This window comes from Caballeronia sp. LZ032, assembly GCF_031451315.1.
In the GTDB taxonomy this organism is placed as follows: Bacteria; Pseudomonadota; Gammaproteobacteria; order Burkholderiales; family Burkholderiaceae; genus Caballeronia.
Map to the genome: position 1 here is coordinate 540,905 of NZ_JARUXP010000004.1, position 26,409 is coordinate 567,313.

A 26,409-nucleotide genomic window follows, 5' to 3' on the forward strand; every position below is an offset into this window, starting at 1 on the left:
GACTTCAACGACTTTAACGCGCCGCCCGCCGTTTGAGAACCCGCATCAGGCAGCATGCGCGAAGCCTTGGGCGTGAACGGCGAATTCGACCGCCTCGCCGATCGCGCCGCCGATCAGGATCACGGCCGGGCTGCCGAGGCCTGCTGCGGCGGCGTCATCGGCGAGACGGCCGAGCGTGGTGACGAGACGCCGTTCCTGCGCCGAGCCCGCGTGCTGCACGACGGCGGCGGGCGTGCTCGCGGGCAGCGCCTTGCGCAGCGCCGCCGCGATGCTCGCCATGCGGCTCATGCCCATGTAGATGGCGAGCGTGGTGCCGGTGGCGGCAAGCGCCTGCCAGTCCGGCTGGCGATGATCCTGCAGATGCGCGGTGACGAAAGTGACGCCCTGGCAATGATCGCGATGCGTAAGCGAGATGCCGAGTCCGGCCGCCGCCGCGAAGCCCGACGACACGCCGTTGACGATCTCCACCGCGATGCCCGCTTCGCGCAGCGCCGCGATCTCTTCGCCGGCGCGGCCGAAGAGCAAGGCATCGCCGCCCTTGACGCGCACAACGTGCAGGCCTCTGCGTGCATGGCGCTGCATCAGCCGCTCGATGAAGGCCTGCGGCGTGGAGCGGCAGCCGCCGCGCTTGCCCACGCGGATCACGCGCGCTTGCGGCGCGAGCGAGACGATGTCCGGATTGGCGAGGTCGTCGAGCAGCAGGACGTCGGCGGCGGCGAGCGCGCGGGCGGCGCGCAGCGTCAGCAGGTCGAGATCGCCGGGACCTGCGCTCAGCAAGGTGACTTTCCCTTTCGCGGTGTTCATCTTGATGTCCTCTTTCGACTGAAGCGCAAAAACAAATGGCGTCCGCTCGTGCCGGTGCACGAAGGGACGCCATTGTCCTTGCTCTCATGGATTCGTGTGCCGCGCACGTCGTTGCGCGCGGCGCTGCATGAGTCAATGCAAGTAGCAGGCCATGCCACATTCAACCGGATTTCGGCACCCGCCTTGTGCGCGGCGCACTGGACGAGCACCGTTTCGGCGCATGCATGCCTGCTCTGTGTGAACGGTGCGTGTTCACCGGGTGGTTAAAAAAGATAACCAGACGGTACACATAAGCAAGCAGCGCTGCGTGTCGATGCAGCGGCCCGCACGGCATCAGTGCTGCGCCGCACCAGCGCTGTGCCCGCCTGCATCGAAAGCGCGCTGCGCCGGGTCTTCGCGAAGGCTCCGGTCATGCCGCGCACAGCCATGCCCAGCAAGGCTTTGCAGCCGATTCCGCCGCCGATGGCATAGCCCTTGCCTTATGGCTTGCCATCGGATCAACGGCGATCCGTCTCGATTACAGCGCCCGCAGGTGAACACCGTGCGGGCATCGGACAACGGCGTCCCCCGCATCGGCTTACCGGCTGAATGCGCGGGACGCCTTTCTTTTTTTGGCGGTTAGACGATGGACAAAGCCACCCGGATCGATCTCTTCAGCATGCGCAGCGTGCCGATGCGCGCCTTCCATCTCACCTGGATGGCGTTTTTCGTGTGCTTCTTCGCGTGGTTCGCGTGCGCGCCGCTGATGCCGCTCATCAAGCGCGAGTACGGTCTCAGCGCCGATCAGGTCGCCAACATCAACATCGCGGCCGTGGCCGTGACGATTCTCGTGCGGCTCGTGATCGGCCCAATGTGCGACCGCTTCGGTCCGCGCCGGGTCTATAGCGTGTTGCTCGTCGCAGGCGCGGCGCCGGTGATCGGCGCGGCGCTCTCCACCGGTTACGACAGCTTCCTGTGGTGCCGTCTTGCCATCGGCGCGGTAGGCGCGAGCTTCGTCATCACGCAGTACCACACGTCGGTGATGTTCGCGCCGAACGTGGTCGGCACCGCGAACGCGACGACCGCGGGCTGGGGCAACGCCGGCGCAGGCGCAGCGCAGGCCGTCGTGCCGCTGCTGGTGGCGGCGGCCATCGCGCTCGGTGCGGGTGCTGCGTCGTCGTGGCGCATCGCGCTGCTGGTGCCCGGTCTCGCGATGCCGGTCATGGCGTTCTTCTACTGGCGCTATACGCAGGACTGCCCGCAAGGCGACTTCGTCGAACTGCGCCGCGCGGGCATCGCCATCGACGGCGGCAAGAAGGGCGGCTGGCAAAGCTTCCTCGCCGCGTGCTCGAACTATCGCGTGTGGATGCTGTTCGTCACGTATGGCGCGTGCTTCGGCGTCGAAGTGTTCATTCACAACATGGCCGCGGTGTATTACGTCGACCGCTTTCATCTCACCCTCGGCGAAGCGGGTCTGGCGGCGGGCAGCTTCGGCCTGCTCGCGCTGTTCGCCCGCGCGCTCGGCGGCTGGCTCTCGGACAAGGTGGCCGCGCGGCGCGGTCTCGACGTGCGCTCCACGCTGCTGTTCGTGCTGATCGCGGGCGAAGGGATCGGGCTGTTTGCCTTCGCGCATGCGCCGGGCGTCGCGCTCGCCGTGATCTCGATGCTCGCCTTCGGCCTCTTCACGCACATGGCCTGCGGCGCGACCTACGCGCTGGTGCCGTTCATCGACCGCAAGGCGCTCGGCGGCGTGGCCGGCGTGATCGGCGCGGGCGGCAATGTCGGCGCGGTCGCGGCGGGCTTCCTGATGAAGGGCCTCGGCAGCGCCCAGGCCACGCTTTCGATGCTCGGCGTGATCGTCGCCGGCACGGCGCTGTGCGCGCTGGCCGTGCGCTTCTCGCCCGAACACAAGGCGCGCGAAGCCGCGCTGCGCGAACACGCGCTTGCAGCCAACAACGTCGTCGCGAACTGAGAACAACAAGGTCCCCCGTCATGAAAATCGTCGTCATCGGCCACGGCATGGTCGGCCACAAATTTCTCGAAGCGCTTGCCGAAAGCGGCAACGATGCCGTGCAGGTCACCGTGCTGTGCGAAGAGCCGCGCGCCGCGTATGACCGCGTGCATCTCACGAAATTCTTCACGGGCAAGAGCGCGGATGATCTCTCGCTGGTCGAGGAAGGCTTCTTCGAGCGTTCGGGTTACGCGCTCAAGCTGAATGCACGCGCTGTAGCAATCGATCGCACGGCGCGCACCGTGACTGCCTCGACCGGTGAAGTCCTCGCCTACGACAAGCTCGTGCTCGCGACGGGTTCGTACCCGTTCGTGCCGCCGGTCGAAGGACGCGATCGCGCGGGCTGCTTCGTGTACCGCACCATCGAGGACCTCGAAGCGATGCAGGCCTTCGGCGCGCATTCGAAGACCGGCACGGTAGTCGGCGGCGGCCTGCTCGGACTGGAAGCGGCCAAGGCGCTGCGCGACATGGGCTTGCAGACCCACGTCGTGGAATTCGCGCCGCGCCTGATGGCAGTGCAGGTCGACGAAGGCGGCGGCCGCATGCTGCGCGGCAAGATCGAGGAACTCGGCGTCACCGTGCATACGGGCAAGAACACGCTGGCGATCGTCGAGGGCGAAGGCGCGGCGAACCGCATGAACTTCGCCGACGACACGCATCTCGACACCGACATGATCGTGTTCTCGGCGGGCATTCGTCCGCGTGACGACATCGCGCGCGCGGCGGGGCTGGAGATTGGCGCGCGCGGCGGCATCGCGATCGACGACGCCTGCCGCACCAGCGATGCGGACATCTACGCGATCGGCGAATGCGCGCTGTGGAAAGGGCAGTTGTTCGGGCTCGTGGCGCCGGGTTACGACATGGCGCGCATCGTCGCGAAGCAGATCCTGGGCATCGAGGCCGCCTTCGCCGGTGCGGACATGAGCACGAAGCTCAAGCTGATGGGCGTGGACGTGGCGAGCATCGGCGATGCGCACGGCAAGACGCCGGGCAGCCGCACCTACCAGTACAGCGACGAGCGCAAACAGGTCTACAAGAAGATCGTCGTGTCCGATTGCGGCAAGTTCCTGCACGGCGCGGTCATGGTGGGCGATGCCGCGGAATATGGCACGCTGTTGCAGATGATGCTCAACCGGATCGAGCTGCCCGAGGCGCCCGAATTCCTGATCCTGCCTTCGAGCGACGGCCGCGCGAAACCCGCGCTTGGCGTGGAAGCGCTGCCGGACGGCGCGCAGATCTGCTCGTGCAACAACGTGAGCAAGGCCGAGATCTGCGCTGCGGTATGCGCGGGCGCGACCAGCATCGGCGCGGTCAAGTCGTCGTGCAAGGCAGGCGCGACTTGCGGCGGCTGCGTGCCGCTCGTCACGCAGGTGATGAAGTCGGAGATGAAGCGGCAAGGTCTTGCAGTCAACAATCACCTCTGCGAACACTTCCCGTATTCGCGCCAGGAGCTGTATCACATCGCGCGCGTGGAAGGACATCGCACTTTCGCCGCGCTGCTCGCGAAGCACGGCAAGGGACGCGGCTGCGATATCTGCAAGCCGGTCGTCGCCAACATTCTCGCGTCCTGCTGGAACGAGTTCGTGCTGAAGAAGGAACACGCGAGCCTGCAGGATTCCAACGATTACTACCTCGCCAACATCCAGCGCGACGGCACGTATAGCGTCGTGCCTCGCATGCCGGGCGGCGAGGTCACGCCCGATGGCCTGATCGCGGTGGGGCAGATCGCGAAGCAGTATGGCCTCTATACGAAGATCACCGGCGGCCAGCGGGTCGACATGTTCGGCGCGCGCGTCGAGCAGTTGCCGTTCATCTGGGAAGCATTGATCGCGGCGGGCTTCGAGTCGGGACATGCTTACGGCAAGGCGCTGCGCACGGTCAAGTCGTGTGTCGGCTCGACGTGGTGCCGCTATGGCGTCGGCGATTCGGTCGGCCTCGCGATCGAACTGGAAAATCGCTACAAGGGCCTGCGCACGCCGCACAAGATCAAGTTCGGCGTGTCGGGCTGCACGCGTGAATGCGCTGAAGCGCAAGGCAAGGACGTCGGCGTGATCGCGACGGAGAAGGGTTGGAACCTCTACGTGTGCGGCAACGGCGGCATGAAGCCGCGCCATGCCGAACTGCTCGCGTCGGACATGGACCACGCAACGCTCGTGCGTTACATCGACCGCTTCCTGATGTTCTACGTGCGCACCGCCGACCGCCTGCAACGCACCAGCGTCTGGCGCGACAACCTCGAAGGCGGCCTCGACTATCTCATCGATGTGGTCGTCAACGACAAGCTCGACATTGCAGCGGAGCTGGAAGCGGAGATGCAGCTCGTCGTGGATACCTACGAGGACGAATGGAAGAAGGCCGTGACGGATCCGCAGACGCGCAAGCGCTTCCGTCACTTCGTCAACAGCGACGCCGCCGATGTCAACGTGACCTTCGTCGAGGCACGCGGCCAGATCCGGCCCGCCACGCCGGATGAACGCAAGTCGAGGCTCGCTGACATCCCCGTGGTTGTCGAGACCGTCTGACCCATTGAAACGCAAGGAGATCAACATGAACGACCGCATCGAACAGGACTGGACTGCCGTGTGCGAACTCGACGACATCGTGCCGGACACGGGCGTCTGCGCGCTCGTAAAGGGCGCGCAGGTCGCGGTTTTCCATCTCGCGGGCGAAGAGGCGCATGTCTACGCAATCGACAACTACGATCCGCATTCGCAGGCGGCGGTGTTGTCGCGCGGCATCGTGGGCAGCGTCGGCGAGCGCATCGTCGTGGCCTCGCCGATCTACAAGCAGCATTTCGACCTCCAGACAGGCGAATGCCTCGAGACGCCCGAGCTTTCGGTCAGCGCGTATCGCGTGAAGGTGGCGGGCGGCAAGGTGTGGGTCGCCGCCTGACCCATCTGCAGTTCGCTTTCATTGCATGACACAGCGCCGCCCGGCGCTGTGAAGCTGCTCTACGCTACTGCGCGCAACGCGCACGCCTCCGTGGAAACCCCTGAAAACAGGGCGTTTCTGTCTGCATACCTCCTACAAATGAGCGCTGGGCCACTCAATTTCTCACGATCTGGAAGGACGTGAGGTCGAGTGTTGGCTTTCCCACGCTTATTGCCGTTCATTTTCCTTACAGTCACTCAAAACACAGGCACTCAGTTCAAGACCAAACGCCTGGAAACATCACCAAAAAGGTGATACGGGGATTGCGATGAAGAACGACCAACAACAAGCACAAGAAGCGGAAGGCCTGCGCGCCGCGCTCCGCTTCACGGACGGCCACCGTCCGCCACGCCTTCAAGAGCGCCGCTTTCGCTTGCCGGAAGCGCGCGCCGTGACCAGCCCGTACCCACGCTGAACACGCGCTCCGGCGCTTCCTGATTCACCCGCTTGCGACATCGCCCGGATCGACCGGGCAGATTCGAAGCAAGCCTGTGAAACAGGATGCCTAACTAAATGGATTTGCTGTGCCCGCTACATATCGGCGTCGATGTAGCTGGATAAAAACGTGCGCCAAAACCAGGAGACATCACCATGCAACGCAAACTGATCGCAGCCGCCATCCTGTCGCTCGTGTCCGCTGCCGCCTTCGCCACGGGCACGAATTCCAGCTCCAGCTCGACGTCGGGCGGCAGCACGGCAGCCGCCGTGCACGGCTTCGGCGCCTTCACGGCCACCAACTCGGGCATCGCCAACGGCAACGCCTCGGCGCTGGCCGGCACGGGCTTCGGCGTCACGGGCAACGCAACCAACGCGACGACCGGCCACATCAACAATTCGTCGGTGGGCGGCGCGGGCTTCGGCGGTTCGTCGGCGAAGGGCGTGTCGGGCGCGGATGCCGCAGCGAATGCCTGGAGCAAGCTCGGCGGCGGCTGGCATTGAGCCACGGCGACGGACGGCGGATGCCGCCTGAAGGCTCCGTTTTCCCGTCACCGCATGAAGCAAACAGATGTAACGACAACTGATTCCAATTTCACTCCGTCAACAAGGAAGGTCCATCATGAAACGCACTCTGATCGCTGCCGCACTGCTCTCTTTTGTCTCCGTCGCCGCCATGGCCACGACCACGAATTCCACCTCGAGCTCGACCTCGGGCGGTTCGACCTCGGCTTCCGTCTCGGGCTTCGGCCGCTTCACCGCCACCGACTACGGCACGGCCAACGGCAACGCCCAGTCGGTCGCGGGCGGCATGTATGGCGTCACCGGCAACATGACCAACGCGACGACCAGCCACAGCAACACGTCGACGGTCGGCGGCTTCGGCCACGGCTCGTCGCAGGCAGGCGGCCTGTCCGGCGCGGATGCAGCCGCGAACGCCTGGAGCAAGCTGGGCGGCGGCTGGCGCTAAGCGGGTCACGAGCCACGGCTCACCCGCCAGGCAAAGGCCGCGTCGTGACGCGCCACGAGAGCGCAAGACGCGTCCTTTGCCCCAGCCGATAACAATAAAACCAGATCGTGTCACGGGACCGCCACGCTCACGGCGCCCCCTTCCTTCCGGAGAACCATAATGAACAAGACCACTGTGCAACTGGCCTGTGCGGTTCTGTTTTGCGCCGCGCAACTCGCTCATGCCGATACCACGGCCAACTCGTCGTCGGGCTCGGTGTCGGGGTCCACGTCCACCGGCATCGGCCAGGGCGGCGGATCGAGCCTGAACAACATCGGCACGTCGGCCAATTCGACCGCCAGCACCACCTCGAATTCCTCTTCCGTCGGCGGCCTCGGCGTGGCGACGGCGAACGGCGGCCGTTCGTCGGCCACGGGCGGTTCGTCGAACGTGAACATCTCGCTGACCATGCCCTCGCTGACCAACTCCAGCTCGTCATCGACGGGTGCGGCCGGCAGCGGCACGAGCGGCACCAGTGGTTCTGCGAACGGCATCGACGCGACCGGCAAGGCCTCGACGCCGGGTTCCAGCGCCTATGACACACGCGCCACGGTGGACTACAACCAGAGCTCGTACTCGGTGCGCACGACGCCGTCCATCGCCGCGCCCGCGCTCACCACGACGCTCTCCGATACCTGCATGGGCTCGGCAAGCTTCGGCCTCTCGATCACCGGCTTCGGCGCCACCGGCGGCACGACGATGGTCGACCAGGCGTGCGTACGCCGCCTCGACGCCCGCGAGTTCCGCGCGATGGGCCTGACCGATGTCGCGCTCGCGCTGCTGTGCCAGAGCGATTCGAACCGCCGCGCTGTCGAAGCCACCGGCCATCTGTGCCCGGGCACGACGAAGCCGCTGGCGAAGTCGGGCGAAGACGCCGTGCTGTCGGACGACGAGAAATACCGCGACCCGCTGGTTCGCGCACGCCTCGGCCTGCCGGTCACCGCCGCGAATCATCCTGAAGTCAGCATGAAGACGCAGGACGCGCCCGAGGTGAAGCAGCCCGCGCCGGCATCGGCGAAGCAGGCTGTGCAGCCGTCGCCGGTGGCGGAGCGCGGTCACGACAAGGCCGATGTCGCCGGCAATGGCGTCGAAGTGGCGAGCTCGCCCATCGGTGAGAAGATCGAAGTCGCGCTGATGCAGTGACGCAGCGCCGGTTCGCCGGCAAGGTGGTGCAGTGAAGCAGGAGACGCTTCGCGTTGCATGAGCGTCTCATCCTTTCAAGGGTTGGCTCGTTGTAGGGTTCCCGGAGAGCCAACCCTCGTTTTCCCGCTGAGGCATGCGATGAAGAGTCAGAAGATAGCGGCGGCCATCGCGCTCACGGCAGGCTCGATGCTCGCGACGATGCCGCCCGCGCACGCCCAGACGAGCGCGGGCGTGGTGTGGGCCGCGAACCCGGCCGGCGTGCAGGCGATGCCCAATGCGCAGGCGCTTGCGTTGTTGCCGTCGAGTGGTTATGTGCCGTTGCAGACGTCGGGTGGCACGTGTCTGCTGGTTGCGCGGCGCGGCACGCAGATCGTCGCGCTGGAGTTGTCGCCGCTCGCAATCGGCGCGAAGGTGATCGGCTGGAAGCCGCAGGTAATCGACATGAGCACGCTCACGTCGAAATGGGGCTACAAGACGCCGGATGCATCGATGGAAATGCAGTCATTCGGCAATCCGGTGACGGCGCAGATCTCGGCGCAGAGCAGCATGGACATGTCGAACCAGGCAAGCTCGTGGAGCAACGGCAAGGTGGAAGCGCACAGCAGCGCGATTGCAGCGGCATCCGGCGCGAGCGCGGGAGAGATGGAGTCGGCGGAATCCGTGACGGTGAACGGCAAGACTTATCGGCGCTACAGCCACTTCAAGCCGGCGACGGCAGATGCGCCGGTCGCGGCATCGGACGAATATTTCTGCCAGTGAAATGCCGATGAGACTCAGGTCGCGGTCGATTTGCTCTCGGCCACCGGCGGCACCGGCAACGCCATGTCGTGCGTGGTGCGCGGCTCGCTGCCGAAGCGCGCGACCGAGAATGAGAAGGTATTGATGCCGCCCGCGCTCGTGGCCGCCACAGTGCCGCGATGCATCTCGGCCACCGCCTTCACGATGGCGAGCCCCAGGCCGTGATTCTCACGGCTGTTGGTGCGCGAACTCTCCGCGCGATAAAAGCGGTCGAACAGATGTTCCATCACGTGCGGCGCAATTGGGTCGCCCGGATTGGCCACCGCAATGCGAATCCGTCCGTGTTCGCGCACGACGGATACGGCAATCGTCGCGCCCGGCGCGCAATGCTGGATTGCGTTCATCACGAGATTCGACAACGCGCGTCCGAACAGCGATGTATTGACGAATGCGCGCGCGTCGCCGCTTGCCACTGCGCTGACGTGCGCTTCTTCGAGCGGAATCTCCAGGAATTCGAGCGTGCGATTGATCTCCGCCGCCAGCGATACCTCCACGAGCCCGGTGGCGCGTTCGCCCTGGTCCGCGCGGGCGAGGAACAGCATGTCGTTGATGATGGCGCGCACGCGCTCGAATTCTTCGAGATTGGATTGCAGCGTGTGGCGCAGTTCATCGATTGAACGGTCGCGCGTCAGCGCCACTTCCGTCTGTCCGATCAGAATGGTCACTGGCGTGCGCAGTTCATGCGCGACATCGGCATTGAAGGATTCGAGCCGGCCGTAGGCGTGATCCAGACGTTCGAGCGCGCCGTTGAAGGACTTCGCGAGATCGTCGAGTTCCATGGGCAGTGCGCGCGTATTGAGGCGCTGCGAGCGGTTGTTCGGGCTCAGCGTCTGCGCATCGCGCGACAGGCGTGTGAGCGGCGCAAGCCCGAGGCGCGCCACCGAATAGCTCAGCAGCAGGACCGCGACCGTGGCGAGCGCCATCAGCGCGGCGAGCGCCAGACCGAAGGCGCGCATGGTGTGGACGTTCGGAGAACAGTCGATGGCGACGAACAGCTGCAGCGGCGGCCGGTCCACATTGGGCGGAATGGTCAGCGTGGTCATCAGCATGTCGTAGGCGCGGTCGGCCGGACGGAAGTGTACGTAGCCGCCCATCACCTGCTTGATGACGCGGCCCGCGGGCGGCGCGCCGTATTCGAAACGCGGGTCGTTGCTGGTGACGGCGAACAGCGTGGAGCCGTCGCGCGGCGTGATGTCCGCGAGCTTCTCTCGGGCGATCTTCCACTTGTCCGGATTCGACACGTGCGCGACGATGAGCCGGGCCACTTCCGCACGATTGTCGAGCGAGTCGCGCAGATGCTGCTCCAGCTGCATGCGCAGCACGAGAAACAGCCCCGACCCGACGAGCGCGAACACGAACAGCGCGACGAGCGCGAACATCACGGCGAGCCGCCGCGAGATGGAGCGGTGCGCGCGTGGTTCAGACGGCGACGACGCCCACGGCATGTTCATGATGGTCTCGCATCTTCCCGGGTTTCACGCAGGTCGCGGGCTTCGCGCACTTCGAGCACATAGCCCATGCCGCGCACGGTGTGCAGGAGTTTGGTGCGGAACGGGCCGTCGAGTTTGGCGCGCAGGCGCTTGATGGCCGTTTCCACGACGTTCGTATGACTTTCGAAATCGACTTCCCAGACGAGTTCGGTGATCGCGGTCTTCGACAGGATGTCGCCGTGGCGGCGCGCCAGCACCGACAGCAGCTGGAACTCCTTGGCGGTGAGATCGAGGCGCACGCCGTCGCGGGTGGCGCGGCGGCCGATCAGGTCCACGTACAGATCGCCGACGGAAATGAGCGTGGATTCCTGCGCGCGCGTGCGGCGCGCCAGCGCATGCAGCCGCTCGACGAGTTCCAGGAACGAAAACGGCTTGGTCAGGTAATCGTCCGCGCCTTCGCGCAGGCCGCGCACGCGGTCGTTGATGTGATCCCGCGCGGTCAGCATGATGACCGGCGTCGACTTCTGCAAGCGCAGCGCCTTCAGCACGGCGAAGCCGTCGCGGCGCGGCAGCATGACGTCGAGCACGACCACGTCGTAGTCGTATTCGATGGCGAGATGGGTGCCTTCCTCGCCATCCATGGCGACGTCGACGACCCAGCCCTGCTCGGTCAGGCCCGAGCGCAGGTAATCCACCACCTTGTGTTCGTCTTCGACTATCAGGACTTTCATGCCGGGCACCTGTGAGGGTTCTGTTCAGTGTTCATGTCTTGTTGTAGCGGTAACTATACGAGCCTCGCGATCATCCTGCTTACGTCTTCTTTCAAGTCACTGCGCGGGCGTGTTGCCGTGCGTTGCAGCCATTGCTTCGTCGTCTGGTGCAGCGCGTGTGTCCCAGCCGCCGCCCAGTGCCTTGACCAGCGCCACTGAAGTCGTGCGTTGCTGGCCCTGGATCTGCACGTCCTGGCGCTCGCTCGTGAGCAATTGTTGCTGTGCGGTGATGACGTCGAGATACGCGACCAGGCCGCCTGAATAGCGGTCGTTCGCCAGCGAGAGCAGACGCTGCGCGTCGTTGACCGCCGCGTGCGACTGCTTCGCCGCGCCATCCAGCACCGACAGTCCGACGATGCCGTCCTGCACCTGCTGGAACGCGCCCAATACCGTCTGCCGGTAATTCGCGACCGCCGCAACATAGCCTTCATTGGCGAAGTCGACGGCAGCGGAGCGGCGCCCGCCATCGAACACGACCTGGCTCGCCATCGTGCCGATGGTCCATAGCAGGCTCGGCGCGGAGACGAGGCTGGCGAGCGCGGTGCTTTCCCAGCCGACCGTGCCGTTCAGCGTCAGGCTCGGGAAGAACGCCGCGCGCGCGACGCCGATCTGCGCGTTGGCCGCAGCCATCGCGCGTTCAGCGGAGGCGACGTCAGGCCTGCGTTGCAGGATGTCGCTCGGCAGACCGAGCGGAATGGCCGGCAGCGGATGCATGGCGAGATCGGGCGCGATCGAGAACTGCGGCGCGGGCGTGCCGACGAGCGCCGCGATGGCGTGCTCGTACTGCGCCCGCTGGGTCAACAGCAATTGAGCCTGCACGCGCGTCTGGTCGAGCAGCGCCTGTTGCTGGAGCACGTCGAGACCCGACACCGCGCCCAGATCGTGTTGCGCCTGCACATAATCGAGCGCCTTCTTTTGCAGCGCGACCGAGCGATTCAGCACGTCGAGCTCGGCATCGAGTTCGCGCAGCGAGAAGTAGCTGCTGGCGAGGTCGGTGGTGAGCACGAGACGCGCGTTCGCCAGGTCGTCGCCCAATTGATCCGCCGAGGCCCGCGCGCTTTCCACTTCACGGCGGATGCGCCCGAACAGATCGATGTCGTAATTGACCGTCGGCGCGAGCTTCAGGTCGTTCTGCACGGTGGTGGCGTTCGGCGTGTTGTAGTTGTTGACCGGACGATTCTTCGAGATGCGCAGGCGCGATGCGTTCGCGCCGAGATCGACCTCGGGCAGCGCGAGCGCGCCCGTTTGCGCGAGTGTCGCGCGTGCCTGCGCGTAGTGCGCGCTGGCGGCGGCGAGCGTCTGGTTCTGCGCGAGCGCCTGGGTTTCGAGCGCGTTCAGCGTGGCATCGTCGAAGCCTTGCCACCAGTCGGGCGCGAGCGGCGCATGCGACGGTTCGCCCACGCGCCAGTAGGAATCGGTCTTCCAGGTGGGCGGCGTGTCGGCGTCGGCGCGCCGGTAGTCGGGACCGACCGTGCAGGCCGCGAGCAGGGAAACAAGCGTGAGGCCGAGCAGCGCTTTCATGATGCAGCCTTCGTTCCCGACGCGGCCTGCTGACCCGGCTGTCCTTGCTTCTGCTGCGGCGCGATGACCACGTGATCGCCGTCCGCAATGGAGTCACTCGGGTTGATGATGATCTTGTCGCTCGGCTCGATCCCGCTCTCGATTTCCAGCGATTGCCCGAGATCCTGCGCGATCACGATCTTGCGCAATTGCACGTGCCCGTTTGCATCGACCACAGCGACGCGCGGCCCTTCGGAACGGAACAGCAGCGCATTGCCCGGCACCAGCAGACGGGCATGCGCGGCCGCCGGCAGCGCGACCTGCACATAGGCGCCGGGCCGCAGGCGGCCGTCGGGATTGGGCAGCGTCACTTCGATTTGCAGCGAACGGGTAGGCACATCGATGGCGCCCGACACATGCGTGATCTTGCCGTGGAATTTCTCGCCCGGCAGTTCCGCCTGCGTGACGGTGGCGTCCTGTCCGACGGAGACGTTCTGCGCATAGGCCTGCGGCAACTGCACGAACACGCGCAGCGGATCGGACTGCGCCAGCGCGAAGAGCGCGCGGCTCGTGCCGCTGCCGGCATCGATGAGATCGCCGACATCGACGTTGCGCTGCGTGACCACGCCCGCGAACGGCGCGACGATGCGCTTGAACGATTCGAGCTGGCGCAGGCGCTTCACGTTGGCGTCGGCGGCGGCGAGATTCGCGACGTCCTGGTTGTAGGTGCTTTGACGTTCATCGAGTTCCTGTTGCGAGACCGCATCGCGCTGACGCAACTGCTGCCAGCGATCCAGCGAACTCTTTGCAAGACCGAGGCTCGATGAGGTCTGGTCGCGCTGCGCGACGGCCTGCGCGAGTTCCTGGTCGATCTCGGGCGTATCGAGATCGGCGAGCAGCTGGCCTTGCTTCACGCGTGCGCCGATATCGACATACCAGTGCAGCAGATAACCGGTGGCGCGTGCATAGATCGGCGATTCGACGAAGCCGCGCAGCGTGCCCGGCAAGGTGGTTTCAGCGCCGCTGTCGGTGTGCGAGGGCTGCACCACGTTTACGTACTGCTGCGCGTTCTGCTGCGTGCGCGTGGCGATGGAGCGGTTGTGCACCATGTCCGTGACGACGGTGCGCGCGGCGCCGATCGCCAGCAGCGCGAGCACGATGACGAGCGCAAGCTTGGCGCGCTTCCATTCGGCATGGCGCGGCGGCAGCGCGGGCCCTTCGTCGGAGTCGCGCGCGGGAATCGCAAGCGAGGCGTGGTTCTTTTCGGTCATGTTCGTGATCGGGTCTATATCGATATCAATGTTGTCCGCTTGCGGCGTCGCGCTGCGAAGGCGTCTTGCGCGCGGCGCGGCGCGCGAGCCTTGCATGGATGCCCGCGAAGATGAGCGGCACGAAGAAGAGCGTGGAAACGGTTGCGAACAGCAGCCCGCCAATCACCGCGCGGCCGAGCGGCGCGTTCTGTTCGGCGCCTTCGCCGAGGCCGAGCGCCATCGGGATCATGCCGATGATCATCGCGAAGGCGGTCATCAGCACCGGGCGGATGCGGCTTGCGCCTGCTTCGAGCGCGGCGGTCAGCGGCGGCATGCCGGCGTTCAGCCGTTGCCGCGCGAAGGACACCATCAGGATGCTGTTGGCGGTGGCGACGCCCATCGTCATGATCGCGCCGGTGAGCGCGGGCACGGAGAGATGCGTGCCGGTGAGAAAGAGCATCCAGACGATGCCCGCGAGCGCGGCGGGCAGCGCGCTCACGATGATGAGCGGATCGATCCACGACTGGAAGTTCACGACGATCAGCAGATACACGAGCACGATGGCCATCGCGACGCCGATGCCGAGCCCGAAGAACGACGTGCGCATCGTCTCGACCTGGCCGCGCACGACGATCTGGCTGCCGCGCGGAAGCGTCTTGCGGGCTTCGTCGACGAGATGATTGACCTGGCGCGCGACGCCGCCGAGATCGCGGCCCTCGACGCTCACGAACAGGTCGATGACGGGCCGGATGTTGTAGTGCGTGACCACCGCGAACTGGCTTTGCGGCGCGATGCGCACGAGATTGCCGAGCAGCTGCGTGGGCCCGTTGAGCGAGGCCGAGACCGGCGTGCGCAGCAGTTCGTCGATCGACGAGACCTGATACTGCGGCGTCTGCACCGCGAGGTTGTACTCGACGCCGTTGCGCGGATTGAACCAGAAACCCGGCGCGGTCTGCGAGCTGCCCGACAGCGACACGAGCACGTTCTGCGCGACGTTGTTCGCATTGAGATTGAGCTGTTGCAGACGCGTGCGGTCCATTTGCAGGTCGATGACGGGCTCGTCCAGCTTTTGCTGGATATGCGTATCGACGTTGCCGGGAATCATGCGGATCTGCTTCATCAGCTTGCTCGCGGCTTCGAAGTTTGCCTGGCCGTTTTGCCCCTGGATCTGCACGTCGATGGCGGCGGGCAGGCCGAAGTTCAGGATCTGCGTGACGATGTCGGCCGGCTGGAAGAAGAACTCGACGCCCGGGAACAGGCGCGGCAGCCGCGCGCGCAGTTCGTCGATGTAGGTCTGCGTGGGCGCGTGATCGGCGGTGAGCGCGACCTGGATCTCGCCGTCCAGCGTGCCGATCGTGCCCGCGTTGCTGTAGGACAGGTTGATGCCGCTGTAGGGCAGCCCGAGGTTGTCGAGGATCGTCGAGAGTTCATGCTGCGGCACCACTTGACGCACGACGTTTTCGACCTGGTCGGCGAGACGCGCGGTTTCCTCGATGCGTGTGCCGGTCGGCGCGCGCATGTGCATGCGGATGTCGCCGGCATCGACGCTCGGGAAGAAGTCTTCGCCCAGGATGAACACGAGGCCCGTGGAGATCACGCAGAAGCCCAGGAACAGCGAGCCGAACAGGCGCCGGCGTACCAGCAGCGTCGAAAGAATCACGATGTACGCCGCGCGCATGCGCTCGAAGCCGTGGTCGAAACGCCGATGCAGCCGCATGAAGACATTGGGCCGGGCGTGCGCATCCGGTGCGTGCGCGTGGCCCATCAGCAGCATCGCGAGCGTCGGGACCAGCGTGCGCGAGAGGATATACGACGCGATCATCGCGAACACGACCGCTTCCGCCAGCGGCACGAACAGGAACTTCGCGACGCCGGTCAGGAAGAACATCGGCACGAACACGATGCAGATGCAGAGCGTCGAGACGAGCGCGGGCACGGCGATCTCGCCGGCGCCTTCGAGAATCGCTTCGTGCAGGTCGGTGCCCATGTGCAGATGGCGCTCGATGTTCTCGATGGTCACCGTGGCGTCGTCCACCAGGATGCCGACCGCGAGCGCGAGGCCGCCGAGCGTCATGATGTTGATGGTCTGCCCGAGCGCGTGCAGCACGATCAGCGAGGAGAGGATGGACAGCGGAATCGAGATCGCGATGATGCAGGTGCTGCGCCAGTTGCCGAGGAACAGCAGGATCATCGCGGCCGTGAGCGCGGCGGCGATCAGCGCTTCACGCACCACGCCCTGCACGGCCGCCTTGACGAAGACGGACTGGTCGAACAACGCGCTGATCTTGAGATCGGGCGGCAGCGAGGCGCGCGCTTGCGGCAACAGGTCCTTCAGCGTGTTGACGATGGACAGCGTCGACGAGTGGCCGTTCGTCAGCACCGAGATCAACACGCCGCGATGGCCGTCCTGCCGCACGATGTTGGTCTGCGGCGTGAAGCCGTCACGCACGTGCGCGACTTCGCGCAGATAGGTGGTCGCGCCGTTGATGGTGCGCACGGGAATGTCGTTCAGGCCCGCGACGGTGGCAGGCGAGCCGTTCATGTTGATCGTGTATTCCTTCGGCCCGATCTTTGCGGTGCCGGTCGGCAGGATCAGGTTCTGGGCGTTCACGGCCTGCACGACGTCGGTGGGCGTGAGGCCCTTGGCGAGCAGCGCGCGCGTGTCGAGATCGACGGAGATCACGCGGCTCTTGCCGCCGTACGGATAGGGCACGGCGGCGCCGGGAATCGTCACGAGCTGCGGACGCAGGAAGTTGAGCGCGGTGTCGTTCAGGTCCTGTTCCGATTGCTTCGGGCTGGAGAGACCGAGCTGGATCACCGGAATGCTTGACGCCGAATAGCTGATGACGAGCGGCGGCGTGGCGCCGGGCGGCATCTGCTTCAACTGCGCCTGCTCGACCGCGACGGTCTGTGCAATCGCGGTCTGGATGTTCGCCGTGGGTTGCAGGAAGAGCTTGATGATCGCGATGCCTTGCAGCGACTGCGATTCAATGTGCTCGATGTTGTTCACGGTGGTCGTCAAGCTGCGCTCGTTGACTGACGTGATGCGGTTGGCCATGTCCTGCGCGGAAAGGCCGGTGTAATTCCAGATGATGCTGACGACAGGGATGTCGATTTCAGGGAGTACGTCTACCGGCGTCGTCAAGAGGACGAAGGGCGTCGCCAGCAGGATCATGATGGCCATCACGATGAACGTGTAGGGCCGCTTCAGCGCAACGTTGACTATCCACATTGAGTCGTTCGGAAGAGCTTGGAAAGGGCGCGGCGGCGAGCTTGCATGCGGCGCGCGGGACGCAATGACGGACGAGGCGGGCGAAGATCTGCCGTGACGCTATGGTAGTGGCCGCGCGCCAACGACAATGTGGCGTGAATATGGCGCGTATGTCAGATTAGGCGATTTGAAAGCAAGCGCTTGAAAGGGCGCGTTCATCGCTTGCGTGTCGGGGAATACAACGGCGTTGGCGCTGGTCATCTCCGGCAGCGGACGAGCGGCGAGACGGCGCGGAAACGCTCGCAGAGGAAGGGAACCGCGCGGGGGTCTCGACGGAATGAAGCGTGGGCTTGCTGGTTACTGTGCGGGTTGCTGCATGGCGGGTTGTCCGGCGGCGGAGGAACCATCGGTCGATGCGCCGTAAGCGCTCGACGACTGCACCTTGGCTTCGGCGGCCTGGATGTTATCGGGGTAGAAGGCGTCGCGTTCGGACGGGTTGTAGCCTGCCTGCTCGACGCGTTGCAGGTCCTGTTTGACCTGGGCGCGCGTCAGACCATCGGTTTGTGCCAGCGCGGCGAGTGGAGTGGCGGCGAGTGCGACGATCGCGAAGCGGGTGATCAGTTTCATGAGGGACTCCTCGAACGTGGTGACGATGAATGCGGCGCATGCCTGCAAGTCATGCACGGCCACGGGCTCATTCTATGTTTCGGGTGGTGACGACATGCTGGCGTTCAAATGACGCTTTCGTCAGATTGGAGCGCGTGTCGGATTGCCGGTAAAGGGGTGTTGAAGGCAGCAGGGAAGTGGTCTGTAAAGGTTGGAGGCCGGTGATAGACTCGCCGGCTTGGGCGAACGTGCTGCTCGCGCCGGGTTCAATCAAGCATCGCAGTGGGGATCGATAAATTGCCGTTCAATCTGCCGACTACGGCCACCGCGCCGTTCTGTCCTTCCGAAGTCAAAGGCTCCGTGGCCGTTGCATCCGGCGCGCCGCTCTGGAAGAAGCTGCTGCAATTCGCGGGACCCGGCTTGCTCATTTCCATCGGCTACATGGATCCGGGAAACTGGGCGACGGATATCGAAGCCGGCTCGCGCTATGGCTATGGGCTGCTGTTCGTCGTGGTGCTGTCCAGTCTCGCGGCGATGGTGCTGCAATGTCTTGCCATGCGGCTCGGCATCGTCACGGGGAAGGATCTTGCGCAGTTGTCGCGCGAACGCTATGAGAAGCCGGTAGCGAATGCGCAGTGGGTGCTGGCCGAGCTGTCGATCATTGCGTGTGATCTGGCCGAAGTGCTGGGTGGTGCGCTCGCGTTTCATTTGCTCTTCGGCGTGTCGCTGATCTGGGGCGTCGTGCTGACAGCGTTCGATACGCTCATCGTGCTCGGATTGAAGGGCAAGAACTTTCGCGATCTCGAAGCCATCATGCTCGGGCTCATTGCGACGATCGGGATCGGTTATGTGGTGGAGCTCGTGCTCGTGAAGCCGCACTGGCCTTCGGTGGCGGCCGGGCTCGTGCCTTCGATCCATGCATTGAGCCAGCGGGAGCCGCTTTATCTCGCCATCGGGATTCTTGGCGCGACTGTGATGCCGCATAACCTTTATCTGCATTCGTCCATCGTGCAGACGCGGGTGGTGGAGCGTGACCGGACAAGTCTTCGGTCTGCGATCACGCTTTCACGGCTGGATACCATCGTGTCGCTGATTCTCGCGCTGATGATCAACGCGGCGATCCTGATCCTGGCGGCGTCGGCGTTTCATGCGACCGGGCATACGCAGGTGACCGAGATCGAGGACGCTTATAAGCTGCTTGCGCCGATCGTGGGGACGGGGCTGGCGGCGGTCTTGTTCGCGGTGACGCTGTTCGCGTCCGGGCAGAGTTCGACGTTCACCGGGACGATTGCCGGGCAGGTCATCATGGAAGGGTTCTTGAGGTTCAAGATTCCCTGTTATCAGAGACGGTTCATTACCCGGGCGCTGGCGTTGATCCCTGCGCTGATCGGGGTTTATTGGCTCGGGAATGGGGCGGTGGGGAAATTGCTGGTGGGGAGTCAGGTGGTGTTGAGTTTGCAGTTGCCGTTTGCCTTGTATCCGCTTATCCGGATGACCAGCGATCGGAGGCTCATGGGGGAGTTCGTCAACGCGAGTTGGATGAAGGTGGCCGCGTGGGGGTTGTTTGTGGTGATCAGTGCCGCGAATGCTTGGCTTGTGGTGCAGACGGTGGGGGAGTGGGTGGGGTGAGACGTCGGGTCAAGAGCCCGCGACGTGAAGCACGATCCGAACTCGTGTTTCCTCCGCGGGCCCGATTGGTCGCAATGCTACTTCACCACACTCACCGTCCCATTCGACTTCGCCGCCACCGCAGCCGGAATCGCAGCCTCCACCGGTTGCCCTTGATCGACCGTCGTCCTCCCACCATCCTTGAAGAACGCCTGCTCCGCGGCCTTGTTAAGAACGAGAATACTGATCCGCCGATTAGTCGGCTCATCAACCACATCCTTGTTCAGCGGCAGCACGTCAGCCAGCCCGCGCACCTGCAGCACCTTGCTTTCCTTCATCCCCCCGGCCACCAGCGCGCGCCGCGCCGCATTCGCGCGCTCACTCGACAATTCCCAGTTCGAATACCCGGCCTGACCACCGGAATAGGGCACCGCATCCGTATGTCCCGCGATCGACACGCGGTTCTCCACATCGTTCAGCGAAGCCCCGATGTTGGTCAGAATCGTGGTCACATAACCTTCGAGCCTGAAACTGCCGGAAGCGAACATCGGCCGATTGAGCGAGTCCACGATCTCGATACGCAAGCCTTCGCTCGTGATCGCGATCCGGATCTGATCCTTGAACGCACGCAGCGCCGGCGTCTGTTCGATCAAGGCAGTCAGCTTCTGCTTCAGTTGCTGAAGCTTCTGCAAATCCTCCATCGCAACAGCGGCGCGCGCGATGGTCTGCGGCACCGGCTGCGTCTGGCTCTTCTTGCCTTCGCCGGGACGCGTGCTCGACAGATCCTGACCGCCGCCGGTAATCACGCTCGTATGCGTGGACGCACCGCCATCGTTGCCGAACAACGCCGACAACGGCGTGTTGAAATACTGCTCGATGCCTTCCTTGTCGTACTTCGACGTGGACCCGAGCAGCCACATCAACAGGAAGAACGCCATCATCGCGGTGACGAAGTCGGCGTAGGCGATCTTCCACGCGCCGCCGTGATGGCCATGTCCGTGCGCCTTCTTCTTGCGTTTCACGACCACGGTGGGCGCAAGTACGGATTGCAGCGGATCGCGTGACGGTTTCTCAGCCATGAGAGTGATTTCCTTCTTGCGTGCGCGTGCAGGTCAGGAAGCCGCTTTCGGCATCTTGGTCGCGCGCACCGCGTCGTCCAGTTCCTTGAAGCTCGGGCGGTCCGCCGTGAACAGCACCTTGCGGCCGAATTCCACCGCAATAGTCGGCGCGTAGCCGTTCATCGAAGCAAGCAGTACCGACTTCACGCACTGGAACGGTTTCGCTTCCGCAGCGCCCTTTGCATTGAGCAGATCGGCGAGCGGGCCGATGAAGCCGTAAGCCAGCAGAATGCCGAGGAACGTGCCGACCAGCGCGCCCGCGATCATCTCGCCGAGGATGGCGGGCGCGGCGCCCACCGAACCCATCGTGTGCACCACGCCCATCACGGCGGCGACGATACCGAACGCAGGCAGGCCATCGGCCATCTTCTGGATCGCGTTGGCCGCGACCGAGCTCTCGGTGTGATGCGTCTCGAGTTCCTCGTCCATCAGGTCCTGCATCTCGAGCGCGTTGACATTGCCCGCCGACATCATGCGCAGATAGTCGACGATGAAGTCGAGCAGATGATGATCGGCCATCACGTGCTCGTACTTCTGAAACAGCGGGCTGGATTCGGGCGCGTCGACATCGGCTTCGAGCGCCATCATGCCTTCCTTGCGCGCCTTCTGAAGCAGTTCGTACAGCAGCGCGATCAGCGCGACGTACTTCTCTTTGGTATAGCCGCCGCCCTTGAACGCCTTCGGGATGGATTGCAGGGTCTTCTTGAGCGTCGCGGTTGGATTCGACACGACAAATGCGCCGATCGCCGCCCCGAAAATGCACAGCAGCTCGAACGGCTGCACGAGCGCGGCCAGGTGGCCGCCGACGCCGATGAAGCTGCCGATCACCGAGCCGATGACCACCACCCATCCGATGATGACAAACATGATTTCTCCGCAGTTTTCCGCGCGCCGCGGGCCGTGCGTGCTTGCTTGAAGAAAAGACGCGCACGGCTCGCGACGCATTGTTCGCTTGTTCAGGCTCTTAACGGCCGGTAAGAACGGGAAATGAAGGGTGTCCGGAGCAAGTTTTTCTGCGCAAATGTTTGCGTCGTAAATGTTACGTTCCGGCCGATCGGCGCCGCGGACGCAAGGCAGTCGCGCTGTGATGACGTGGCAGGTAATGGAACGGGCGCATCCGGTTCGACTAAGATCGTCCGCATGAACTCGACTCTCGTCCACGCCCTTGCTGATCCGGCGTCCTCCGCCCCGGACGCGACCGTCGGCGCGCTGCTGCGCGAATGGCGTCAGCGAAGACGCATGAGCCAGCTCGATCTGGCCGGCGAGGCCGATGTCTCGACGCGGCACCTGAGCTTCGTCGAATCGGGGCGCGCGCTGCCGAGCCGGGAAATGGTGATGCGCCTCGCCGAACAGCTCGATGTGCCACTGCGCGAGCGCAATACGCTGCTGATGGCGGCAGGCTACGCGCCGCTGTATCGGGAGCGCGCCCTGGCCGATCCGCATATGGCCAGCGCGCGCCGCGCCGTCGAACTGGTCCTGAAAGGTCATGAGCCGTTTCCGGCACTTGCCATCGACCGCCACTGGAACATTGTCGCGGCCAACGCGGCGCTGCCGCCGCTGATCGTGTCCGCCGATGCCGCGTTGCTGGCGCCGCCCGTCAACGCGCTGCGCCTCTCGATGCATCCGCGCGGACTCGCCGGCGTCATCGACAACTGGCACGAGTGGCGCGCGCATCTGCTCGCGCGGCTGCATCGGCAGGTGGAGGTGTCGGGCGATCCAGTGCTGCTCGCACTGCACGCCGAACTGGAGGCGTATCCCGCGCCCGCGCACGCCCACGCGCCGCCGTCCAGGCGTCACGAGCCCGATCCGGTGGTCGTGCCGCTGCGCCTGCGCACGCCGCATGGCATGCTTTCGTTCTTCAGCACGACCACGGTGTTCGGCACGCCGGTCGACATTACCTTGTCCGAGCTGGCGATCGAAGCCCTGTTTCCCGCCGACGACGTCACCGCCGCTATCCTCGGCCGGCTCGCCGAGGCACGATGCTGAACTTGCGCCAGCGCGCACGGGCTTACAGAATGGAACCTCGTGCGGGCAGGCGGATCAATCAGGAAGGCAGGCCGGATATTCCGAGCCTGGTGAGCTTTTGTCCAACCAACGCGGAAGATAGCGATGATTCAAACATTCGAGCAAGTGATCGGCGGGCAAAGCATGCAGTTCTGCGCAAGCATTGCGGACGGCGGCGGCCCGCCGCGCGTCATCATCAGCCGCGCAGATTCGGCGGAGTCACTGGTGATCGTCGAAGCGGAAGGCATCATCAGCACGATCAAGGCGGAAGTGGAAGCGCCCGCGTCGCTCGTGGCCGATGCCGTTCGCAAGGCGCAGCAGGAAGCGCTCATCGAGCGCGCACTGGAAACCGGCGCCGTGCAGACCACGAGCCTGTAGGCTTCGCGGCAGCCGGCTTCACACAAACGTGCCCGCGCGGTTCTTCGAGCCGCGCGGGCATTGTCTGGTCAGGCGGAAACGTCCGGCGCTACAGGCGCGGTTCGCCGTTTTTCGGATCGGCGGGCACCATCGGCGTGGCGGAATCCGGGCCGTCAGGCATGTCCGGATCGTCGGGGTTCGGCGCCGCATCGGGATCGAACAATTCGTCGGGATCCGGTTCGTACGGCTCTTCAGGGGAACGGGGCAGCGTCGACATCAGCTTCTCCTTGAGGTTGGATGGCTTCAGGCTCCGAGGCAGCTTGCTTCGATCCGGTCTGCCCCGGGCGTCTCGCTTGATCGTTGCAACAGGCGTACCCGCTGACTGACACGCGTCAAATTGCTGCATTTAGTTAACATTCTCCGAAAGCGCGTTGCGCACGCAGTCTGACGGGCGATCCTTGTTCGTCTGCGCCGGATTGCTGATCTGACGCGCAACCAACGCCGTGCCCAGCAGGAGCGCGACGGAAATTCCGGCCGACCAGCGCACGGCATCGACGATATGCGCCGCGCCCGCCGCGCCGTCCCCATGACCCGCGAGCGCGCCGAACGCCGCGACCCCGATCGCTCCCGCCGCCTGGCGCGCCGTGTTGAGCACCGCGGACGCCGTCCCCGCGCGCTGCTGGCCGACGGTGCCGAGCAAGGCGGTCGTCATCGCGGGCACCGCGAGCCCCATGCCGGACGGAATCAGCAGGAACGGCAATAGCAGGGCGGCCGTGGGCGTGTGCGCATCGACGAAACAGAGTGCGGCGAAACCGGCGGCGTCGAGCAGCGCGCCCGCGATCATCGGACCGCGCGAGCCCAAACGCGCCACCACGGGTCCGCTCGCCAGGTTCGAGATGAGGAACCCGCCCGTCAGCGGCAGGAACGCCAGGCCCGTTTGCAGCGGTGTATGGCCGAGCACGCGTTGCAGGTACAGGCTCAGAATGAACACCGTTCCATAGTAGGTGAGATTCACTCCGATACCGAACAAGACCGCCGCGCTGAAGGTGCGCTCGGCGAACAGCGAGAGCGGCAGCATCGGCGACGCGCTTCTTCGTTCAGTCGCGATGAAACCGCCACCCGCCGCCAGCGCGAGCAAAAATCCTCCCCACACGAGCGGATGAGCGATCCCGAGCGGCCGCCATTCGATCACCGCGCCCACCAGCGCCGCCAGCGCCACGATCGCGAGCGCCTGACCCAGCAGGTCGAGACCGCGGGCGTCATGCGCATTCTTTGGTTGCGCGGCCCGCACCCACAGCAACGTCGCCACGATACCCGCCGCGCAGACCGGCAGATTCACCCAGAAGATGCTGCGCCAGCCGAAGGCCGCGATCAGCAGGCCGCCGACGATCGGCCCCGACGCAATCGACACCGCGCCCGCCGCCGTCCAGAGCCCGACAGCGCGAGCGCGCAGCCGCTGATCGTGGCCGCACGCCGCGTTGAGCAGGGCGAGCGAGTTAGGCAACATCGCGGCAGCGCCGACGCCCTGCGCCGCGCGGGCGGCGATCAGCTGCGGCGCATCGGTTGAAAAGGCGCACGCAAGCGATGCCAGCCCGAACAGCAGCAGTCCGCCGAGAAACATGCGCCGCGCGCCGAAGCGGTCGCCGAGCGACCCGGCCGAGAGCATCAGCGCGGAAAACGCGAGCGCATAGCTGTCGACGGTCCATTGCAGGCTCGCGACGCTCGCGCCCAGATCGCGGCCGATGCTCGCCAGCGCGACATTGACGATGGACACATCCAGCTGGGACACGACAAAGCCGACGCTGGTCGCGGTCACGACGAGCTTCTGCCGCCCGGAAAGATGCGCGGAGGAGGAAAGGTTCGAGTTCATGCCGACCATCGTAGGCGCGTCGCGCGTTCGATGTTTCGGGCTGGCCTGAAACGTGAGATCCGGACATCGGATCAAAAAAAATGGCGCACTGCATCAGCAGGTGCGCCATTTTTCTCGAGTGAAACCCGAACTTAACGGGCGTGCTTGATGAACAGCGTCGTCAGCGCGCCCACCACGCACAGCGCGGCGACATACCACACCGGCGCGAGCGGGCTCGACTTCATGAACAGCGAAACGACGATGGGCGTCAGTCCGCCGAACACCGCGTACGCGACGTTGTACGAGAACGAAATGCCCGAGAAACGCACGGCGGCGGGGAACGACTTGACCATCACGAACGGAATCGCGCCAATCACGCCGACGAAAAAGCCCGCGACCGAATACCACGGCAGGAGCGCGGAGGCATCGACGGCGACTTCGCGGAACAGCATCCAGTACGACACCGCCAGCGCCAGGCCACCGATGAAGATGGTCTTGCCCGCGCCGATCCGGCCCGCGATCGCGCCGGCCAGCACGCAGCCGATCGTCAGGAACAGCGTCGCGGCGCAGTTCGCCACCAGGACCGTCGCCGGGGCGAGGTGGAACTGCTTCTGCAGCAGCGTCGGCGTCATCAGGATCACGACGACGATCGCCGCCGACAGCATCCACGTGAGCAGCATCGAGACGATCACGGCGCGGCCGTGGTCGCGCAGCACGGCCTTGAGCGGCAGTTCCGCCGCGAGCGACTTGCGCAGCTTGAGTTCGGCGAAGACGGGCGTTTCGTGCAGCCAGCGGCGCAGATAGACCGAGCACAGCCCGAACACGCCGCCCAGCAGGAACGGCAGGCGCCAGCCGAAAGCGGCGACGTCGGCGGGCGTGAACGCCTTGTTGATGCCGGTCGCGATCAGCGAGCCGAGCAGGATGCCCGCCGTGAGGCCTGCCGTCAGCGTGCCGCATGCATAGCCGATATGCCGCGCCGGCACGTGTTCCGACACGAACACCCACGCGCCCGGCACTTCGCCGCCGACCGCCGCGCCCTGCATCACGCGGAACAGGAGCAGCAGCACGGGCGCCATCAGGCCGATCGACGCATACGTGGGCAGCAGGCCCATCAGCAGGGTCGGCACCGACATGAGCAGCACGGAGAGCGTGAACATGCGCTTGCGTCCGAGCAGGTCGCCGAAGTGCGCCATGATGATCCCGCCCAGCGGACGCGCCAGATAACCCGCCGCGAAGATGCCGAAAGTCTGCAATTGGCGCAGCCAGTCAGGAATGGCCGGCGGGAAGAACAGCTGGCCGATGACCGGTGCGAAGAACACGAAAATGATGAAGTCGTAGAACTCGAGCGCGCCGCCGAGCGCGGCGAGCGTGAGCGTCTTGTAGTCGCCGCGCGTGAGGGCGCGGCTGGCCGCGCGCGGGGCGTCGGACAGAGGTGTTGCCTGCATCGAAAGAAAACCCGTGAGTGAAAAGACCACGCGTGACGCGCGGGCAGGGCGAGGCTGTGCCCGATGCGGGAAGGGTCGGGTGCGCCGGATGGGCGCGCGGCGGATCCGGGTGTGGAAGACGCCGATGACCGGACAGGTGCGGAGTCGAGAG

The 26,409-nt window shown here is 65.1% G+C and carries 23 protein-coding genes; 11 read left to right on the forward strand and 12 right to left on the reverse strand.

Translation table 11 applies throughout. The features are described 5' to 3' along the window. Positions 1 to 45: 45 nt before the first annotated feature. Positions 46 to 804, reverse strand: coding sequence for a uroporphyrinogen-III C-methyltransferase (cobA, locus tag QCE69_RS30245; protein WP_309934609.1), 759 nt, complete (start codon positions 802 to 804; stop codon positions 46 to 48). Between the two features lie 625 nt (positions 805 to 1,429). On the opposite strand from cobA, the gene QCE69_RS30250 reads away from it, so the two are divergent. From QCE69_RS30250 to QCE69_RS30285, 8 genes are all read left to right on the forward strand, one after another. Beyond that, the gene (locus QCE69_RS30250; RefSeq protein ID WP_309819814.1) at positions 1,430 to 2,755 is read left to right on the forward strand and encodes an MFS transporter; all 1,326 of its coding nucleotides are present in this window, start codon (positions 1,430 to 1,432) and stop codon (positions 2,753 to 2,755) included. Positions 2,756 to 2,775: 20 nt separating this feature from the next. Continuing rightward, positions 2,776 to 5,316 (forward strand): nitrite reductase large subunit NirB, encoded by a 2,541-nt coding sequence (gene nirB, locus QCE69_RS30255; RefSeq protein ID WP_309934611.1) that lies wholly within the window; start codon positions 2,776 to 2,778, stop codon positions 5,314 to 5,316. Between the two features lie 25 nt (positions 5,317 to 5,341). Next, positions 5,342 to 5,686 carry a nitrite reductase small subunit NirD gene (gene nirD, locus QCE69_RS30260; RefSeq protein WP_309926032.1) on the forward strand — a complete coding sequence of 115 codons (345 nt, stop codon included), beginning with the start codon at positions 5,342 to 5,344 and terminating at the stop codon, positions 5,684 to 5,686. Between the two features lie 307 nt (positions 5,687 to 5,993). Beyond that, on the forward strand, positions 5,994 to 6,140 hold the full coding sequence (locus QCE69_RS30265) for a hypothetical protein (protein ID WP_309926033.1): 147 nt from the start codon (positions 5,994 to 5,996) through the stop codon (positions 6,138 to 6,140). A gap of 176 nt (positions 6,141 to 6,316) precedes the next feature. Then, positions 6,317 to 6,664 carry a hypothetical protein gene (locus QCE69_RS30270; protein WP_309926034.1) on the forward strand — a complete coding sequence of 116 codons (348 nt, stop codon included), beginning with the start codon at positions 6,317 to 6,319 and terminating at the stop codon, positions 6,662 to 6,664. Positions 6,665 to 6,782: 118 nt separating this feature from the next. Continuing rightward, positions 6,783 to 7,130: a hypothetical protein gene (locus QCE69_RS30275; RefSeq protein ID WP_309926035.1), complete on the forward strand. Its 348-nt coding sequence runs from the start codon at positions 6,783 to 6,785 to the stop codon at positions 7,128 to 7,130. Between the two features lie 159 nt (positions 7,131 to 7,289). After that, positions 7,290 to 8,312 (forward strand): hypothetical protein, encoded by a 1,023-nt coding sequence (locus QCE69_RS30280; protein ID WP_309926036.1) that lies wholly within the window; start codon positions 7,290 to 7,292, stop codon positions 8,310 to 8,312. 138 nt (positions 8,313 to 8,450) lie between these two features. Further along, positions 8,451 to 9,071 carry a hypothetical protein gene (locus QCE69_RS30285; RefSeq protein WP_309934613.1) on the forward strand — a complete coding sequence of 207 codons (621 nt, stop codon included), beginning with the start codon at positions 8,451 to 8,453 and terminating at the stop codon, positions 9,069 to 9,071. A 14-nt stretch (positions 9,072 to 9,085) separates the two neighbouring features. On the opposite strand, the gene QCE69_RS30290 is transcribed toward QCE69_RS30285, so the two are convergent. From QCE69_RS30290 to QCE69_RS30315, 6 genes are all read right to left on the reverse strand, one after another. Further along, a complete protein-coding gene (locus QCE69_RS30290; protein WP_309934614.1) occupies positions 9,086 to 10,561 on the reverse strand; it encodes a heavy metal sensor histidine kinase in 1,476 nt (491 codons plus the stop codon). Then, entirely contained in the window at positions 10,558 to 11,271 is a 714-nt protein-coding gene (locus QCE69_RS30295) for a heavy metal response regulator transcription factor (protein ID WP_309819829.1), read from the reverse strand. Before QCE69_RS30295 ends, QCE69_RS30290 begins: the two co-directional genes overlap by 4 nt. Before the next feature lie 96 nt (positions 11,272 to 11,367). Then, positions 11,368 to 12,831: an efflux transporter outer membrane subunit gene (locus QCE69_RS30300; RefSeq protein ID WP_309934615.1), complete on the reverse strand. Its 1,464-nt coding sequence runs from the start codon at positions 12,829 to 12,831 to the stop codon at positions 11,368 to 11,370. Continuing rightward, complete coding sequence (locus tag QCE69_RS30305; protein ID WP_309926040.1) at positions 12,828 to 14,081, reverse strand: efflux RND transporter periplasmic adaptor subunit; 1,254 nt, start codon at positions 14,079 to 14,081, stop codon at positions 12,828 to 12,830. Before QCE69_RS30305 ends, QCE69_RS30300 begins: the two co-directional genes overlap by 4 nt. 25 nt (positions 14,082 to 14,106) lie before the next feature. Then, a complete protein-coding gene (locus tag QCE69_RS30310; RefSeq protein ID WP_309934617.1) occupies positions 14,107 to 17,292 on the reverse strand; it encodes an efflux RND transporter permease subunit in 3,186 nt (1,061 codons plus the stop codon). A 336-nt stretch (positions 17,293 to 17,628) separates the two neighbouring features. After that, entirely contained in the window at positions 17,629 to 17,898 is a 270-nt protein-coding gene (locus QCE69_RS30315; protein WP_309819837.1) for a DUF4148 domain-containing protein, read from the reverse strand. A gap of 276 nt (positions 17,899 to 18,174) precedes the next feature. Here QCE69_RS30315 and QCE69_RS30320 point away from each other — a divergent pair, with 276 nt between their 5' ends. Continuing rightward, on the forward strand, positions 18,175 to 19,506 hold the full coding sequence (locus tag QCE69_RS30320; RefSeq protein WP_309935413.1) for an Nramp family divalent metal transporter: 1,332 nt from the start codon (positions 18,175 to 18,177) through the stop codon (positions 19,504 to 19,506). Between the two features lie 77 nt (positions 19,507 to 19,583). On the opposite strand, the gene motB is transcribed toward QCE69_RS30320, so the two are convergent. Further along, entirely contained in the window at positions 19,584 to 20,564 is a 981-nt protein-coding gene (gene motB, locus QCE69_RS30325) for a flagellar motor protein MotB (protein ID WP_309926045.1), read from the reverse strand. 33 nt (positions 20,565 to 20,597) lie between these two features. Continuing rightward, entirely contained in the window at positions 20,598 to 21,470 is an 873-nt protein-coding gene (gene motA / locus QCE69_RS30330; protein ID WP_309926047.1) for a flagellar motor stator protein MotA, read from the reverse strand. A gap of 273 nt (positions 21,471 to 21,743) precedes the next feature. Here motA and QCE69_RS30335 point away from each other — a divergent pair, with 273 nt between their 5' ends. Both QCE69_RS30335 and QCE69_RS30340 read left to right on the forward strand, forming a co-directional pair. After that, a complete protein-coding gene (locus QCE69_RS30335; protein ID WP_309934618.1) occupies positions 21,744 to 22,589 on the forward strand; it encodes a helix-turn-helix transcriptional regulator in 846 nt (281 codons plus the stop codon). A 123-nt stretch (positions 22,590 to 22,712) separates the two neighbouring features. Then, positions 22,713 to 22,985 carry a hypothetical protein gene (locus QCE69_RS30340; protein WP_309926050.1) on the forward strand — a complete coding sequence of 91 codons (273 nt, stop codon included), beginning with the start codon at positions 22,713 to 22,715 and terminating at the stop codon, positions 22,983 to 22,985. A gap of 88 nt (positions 22,986 to 23,073) precedes the next feature. On the opposite strand, the gene QCE69_RS30345 is transcribed toward QCE69_RS30340, so the two are convergent. From QCE69_RS30345 to QCE69_RS30355, 3 genes are all read right to left on the reverse strand, one after another. After that, on the reverse strand, positions 23,074 to 23,241 hold the full coding sequence (locus QCE69_RS30345) for a hypothetical protein (RefSeq protein ID WP_309819848.1): 168 nt from the start codon (positions 23,239 to 23,241) through the stop codon (positions 23,074 to 23,076). Between the two features lie 129 nt (positions 23,242 to 23,370). Beyond that, positions 23,371 to 24,843, reverse strand: coding sequence for an MFS transporter (locus tag QCE69_RS30350; RefSeq protein WP_309934620.1), 1,473 nt, complete (start codon positions 24,841 to 24,843; stop codon positions 23,371 to 23,373). Between the two features lie 122 nt (positions 24,844 to 24,965). Beyond that, positions 24,966 to 26,258, reverse strand: coding sequence for an MFS transporter (locus QCE69_RS30355; RefSeq protein WP_309837883.1), 1,293 nt, complete (start codon positions 26,256 to 26,258; stop codon positions 24,966 to 24,968). Between the last annotated feature and the right edge of the window lie 151 nt (positions 26,259 to 26,409).

Bases quoted from the DNA above. Each gene is read 5' to 3' on its own strand.
- cobA (WP_309934609.1), bottom strand. From the start codon at position 804: ATGAACACCGCGAAAGGGAAAGTCACCTTGCTGAGCGCAGGTCCCGGC.
- QCE69_RS30250 (WP_309819814.1), top strand. From the start codon at position 1,430: ATGGACAAAGCCACCCGGATCGATCTCTTCAGCATGCGCAGCGTGCCG.
- nirB (WP_309934611.1), top strand. From the start codon at position 2,776: ATGAAAATCGTCGTCATCGGCCACGGCATGGTCGGCCACAAATTTCTC.
- nirD (WP_309926032.1), top strand. From the start codon at position 5,342: ATGAACGACCGCATCGAACAGGACTGGACTGCCGTGTGCGAACTCGAC.
- QCE69_RS30265 (WP_309926033.1), top strand. From the start codon at position 5,994: ATGAAGAACGACCAACAACAAGCACAAGAAGCGGAAGGCCTGCGCGCC.
- QCE69_RS30270 (WP_309926034.1), top strand. From the start codon at position 6,317: ATGCAACGCAAACTGATCGCAGCCGCCATCCTGTCGCTCGTGTCCGCT.
- QCE69_RS30275 (WP_309926035.1), top strand. From the start codon at position 6,783: ATGAAACGCACTCTGATCGCTGCCGCACTGCTCTCTTTTGTCTCCGTC.
- QCE69_RS30280 (WP_309926036.1), top strand. From the start codon at position 7,290: ATGAACAAGACCACTGTGCAACTGGCCTGTGCGGTTCTGTTTTGCGCC.
- QCE69_RS30285 (WP_309934613.1), top strand. From the start codon at position 8,451: ATGAAGAGTCAGAAGATAGCGGCGGCCATCGCGCTCACGGCAGGCTCG.
- QCE69_RS30290 (WP_309934614.1), bottom strand. From the start codon at position 10,561: ATGAACATGCCGTGGGCGTCGTCGCCGTCTGAACCACGCGCGCACCGC.
- QCE69_RS30295 (WP_309819829.1), bottom strand. From the start codon at position 11,271: ATGAAAGTCCTGATAGTCGAAGACGAACACAAGGTGGTGGATTACCTG.
- QCE69_RS30300 (WP_309934615.1), bottom strand. From the start codon at position 12,831: ATGAAAGCGCTGCTCGGCCTCACGCTTGTTTCCCTGCTCGCGGCCTGC.
- QCE69_RS30305 (WP_309926040.1), bottom strand. From the start codon at position 14,081: ATGACCGAAAAGAACCACGCCTCGCTTGCGATTCCCGCGCGCGACTCC.
- QCE69_RS30310 (WP_309934617.1), bottom strand. From the start codon at position 17,292: ATGTGGATAGTCAACGTTGCGCTGAAGCGGCCCTACACGTTCATCGTG.
- QCE69_RS30315 (WP_309819837.1), bottom strand. From the start codon at position 17,898: ATGAAACTGATCACCCGCTTCGCGATCGTCGCACTCGCCGCCACTCCA.
- motB (WP_309926045.1), bottom strand. From the start codon at position 20,564: ATGGCTGAGAAACCGTCACGCGATCCGCTGCAATCCGTACTTGCGCCC.
- motA (WP_309926047.1), bottom strand. From the start codon at position 21,470: ATGTTTGTCATCATCGGATGGGTGGTGGTCATCGGCTCGGTGATCGGC.
- QCE69_RS30335 (WP_309934618.1), top strand. From the start codon at position 21,744: ATGAACTCGACTCTCGTCCACGCCCTTGCTGATCCGGCGTCCTCCGCC.
- QCE69_RS30340 (WP_309926050.1), top strand. From the start codon at position 22,713: ATGATTCAAACATTCGAGCAAGTGATCGGCGGGCAAAGCATGCAGTTC.
- QCE69_RS30345 (WP_309819848.1), bottom strand. From the start codon at position 23,241: ATGTCGACGCTGCCCCGTTCCCCTGAAGAGCCGTACGAACCGGATCCC.
- QCE69_RS30350 (WP_309934620.1), bottom strand. From the start codon at position 24,843: ATGGTCGGCATGAACTCGAACCTTTCCTCCTCCGCGCATCTTTCCGGG.
- QCE69_RS30355 (WP_309837883.1), bottom strand. From the start codon at position 26,258: ATGCAGGCAACACCTCTGTCCGACGCCCCGCGCGCGGCCAGCCGCGCC.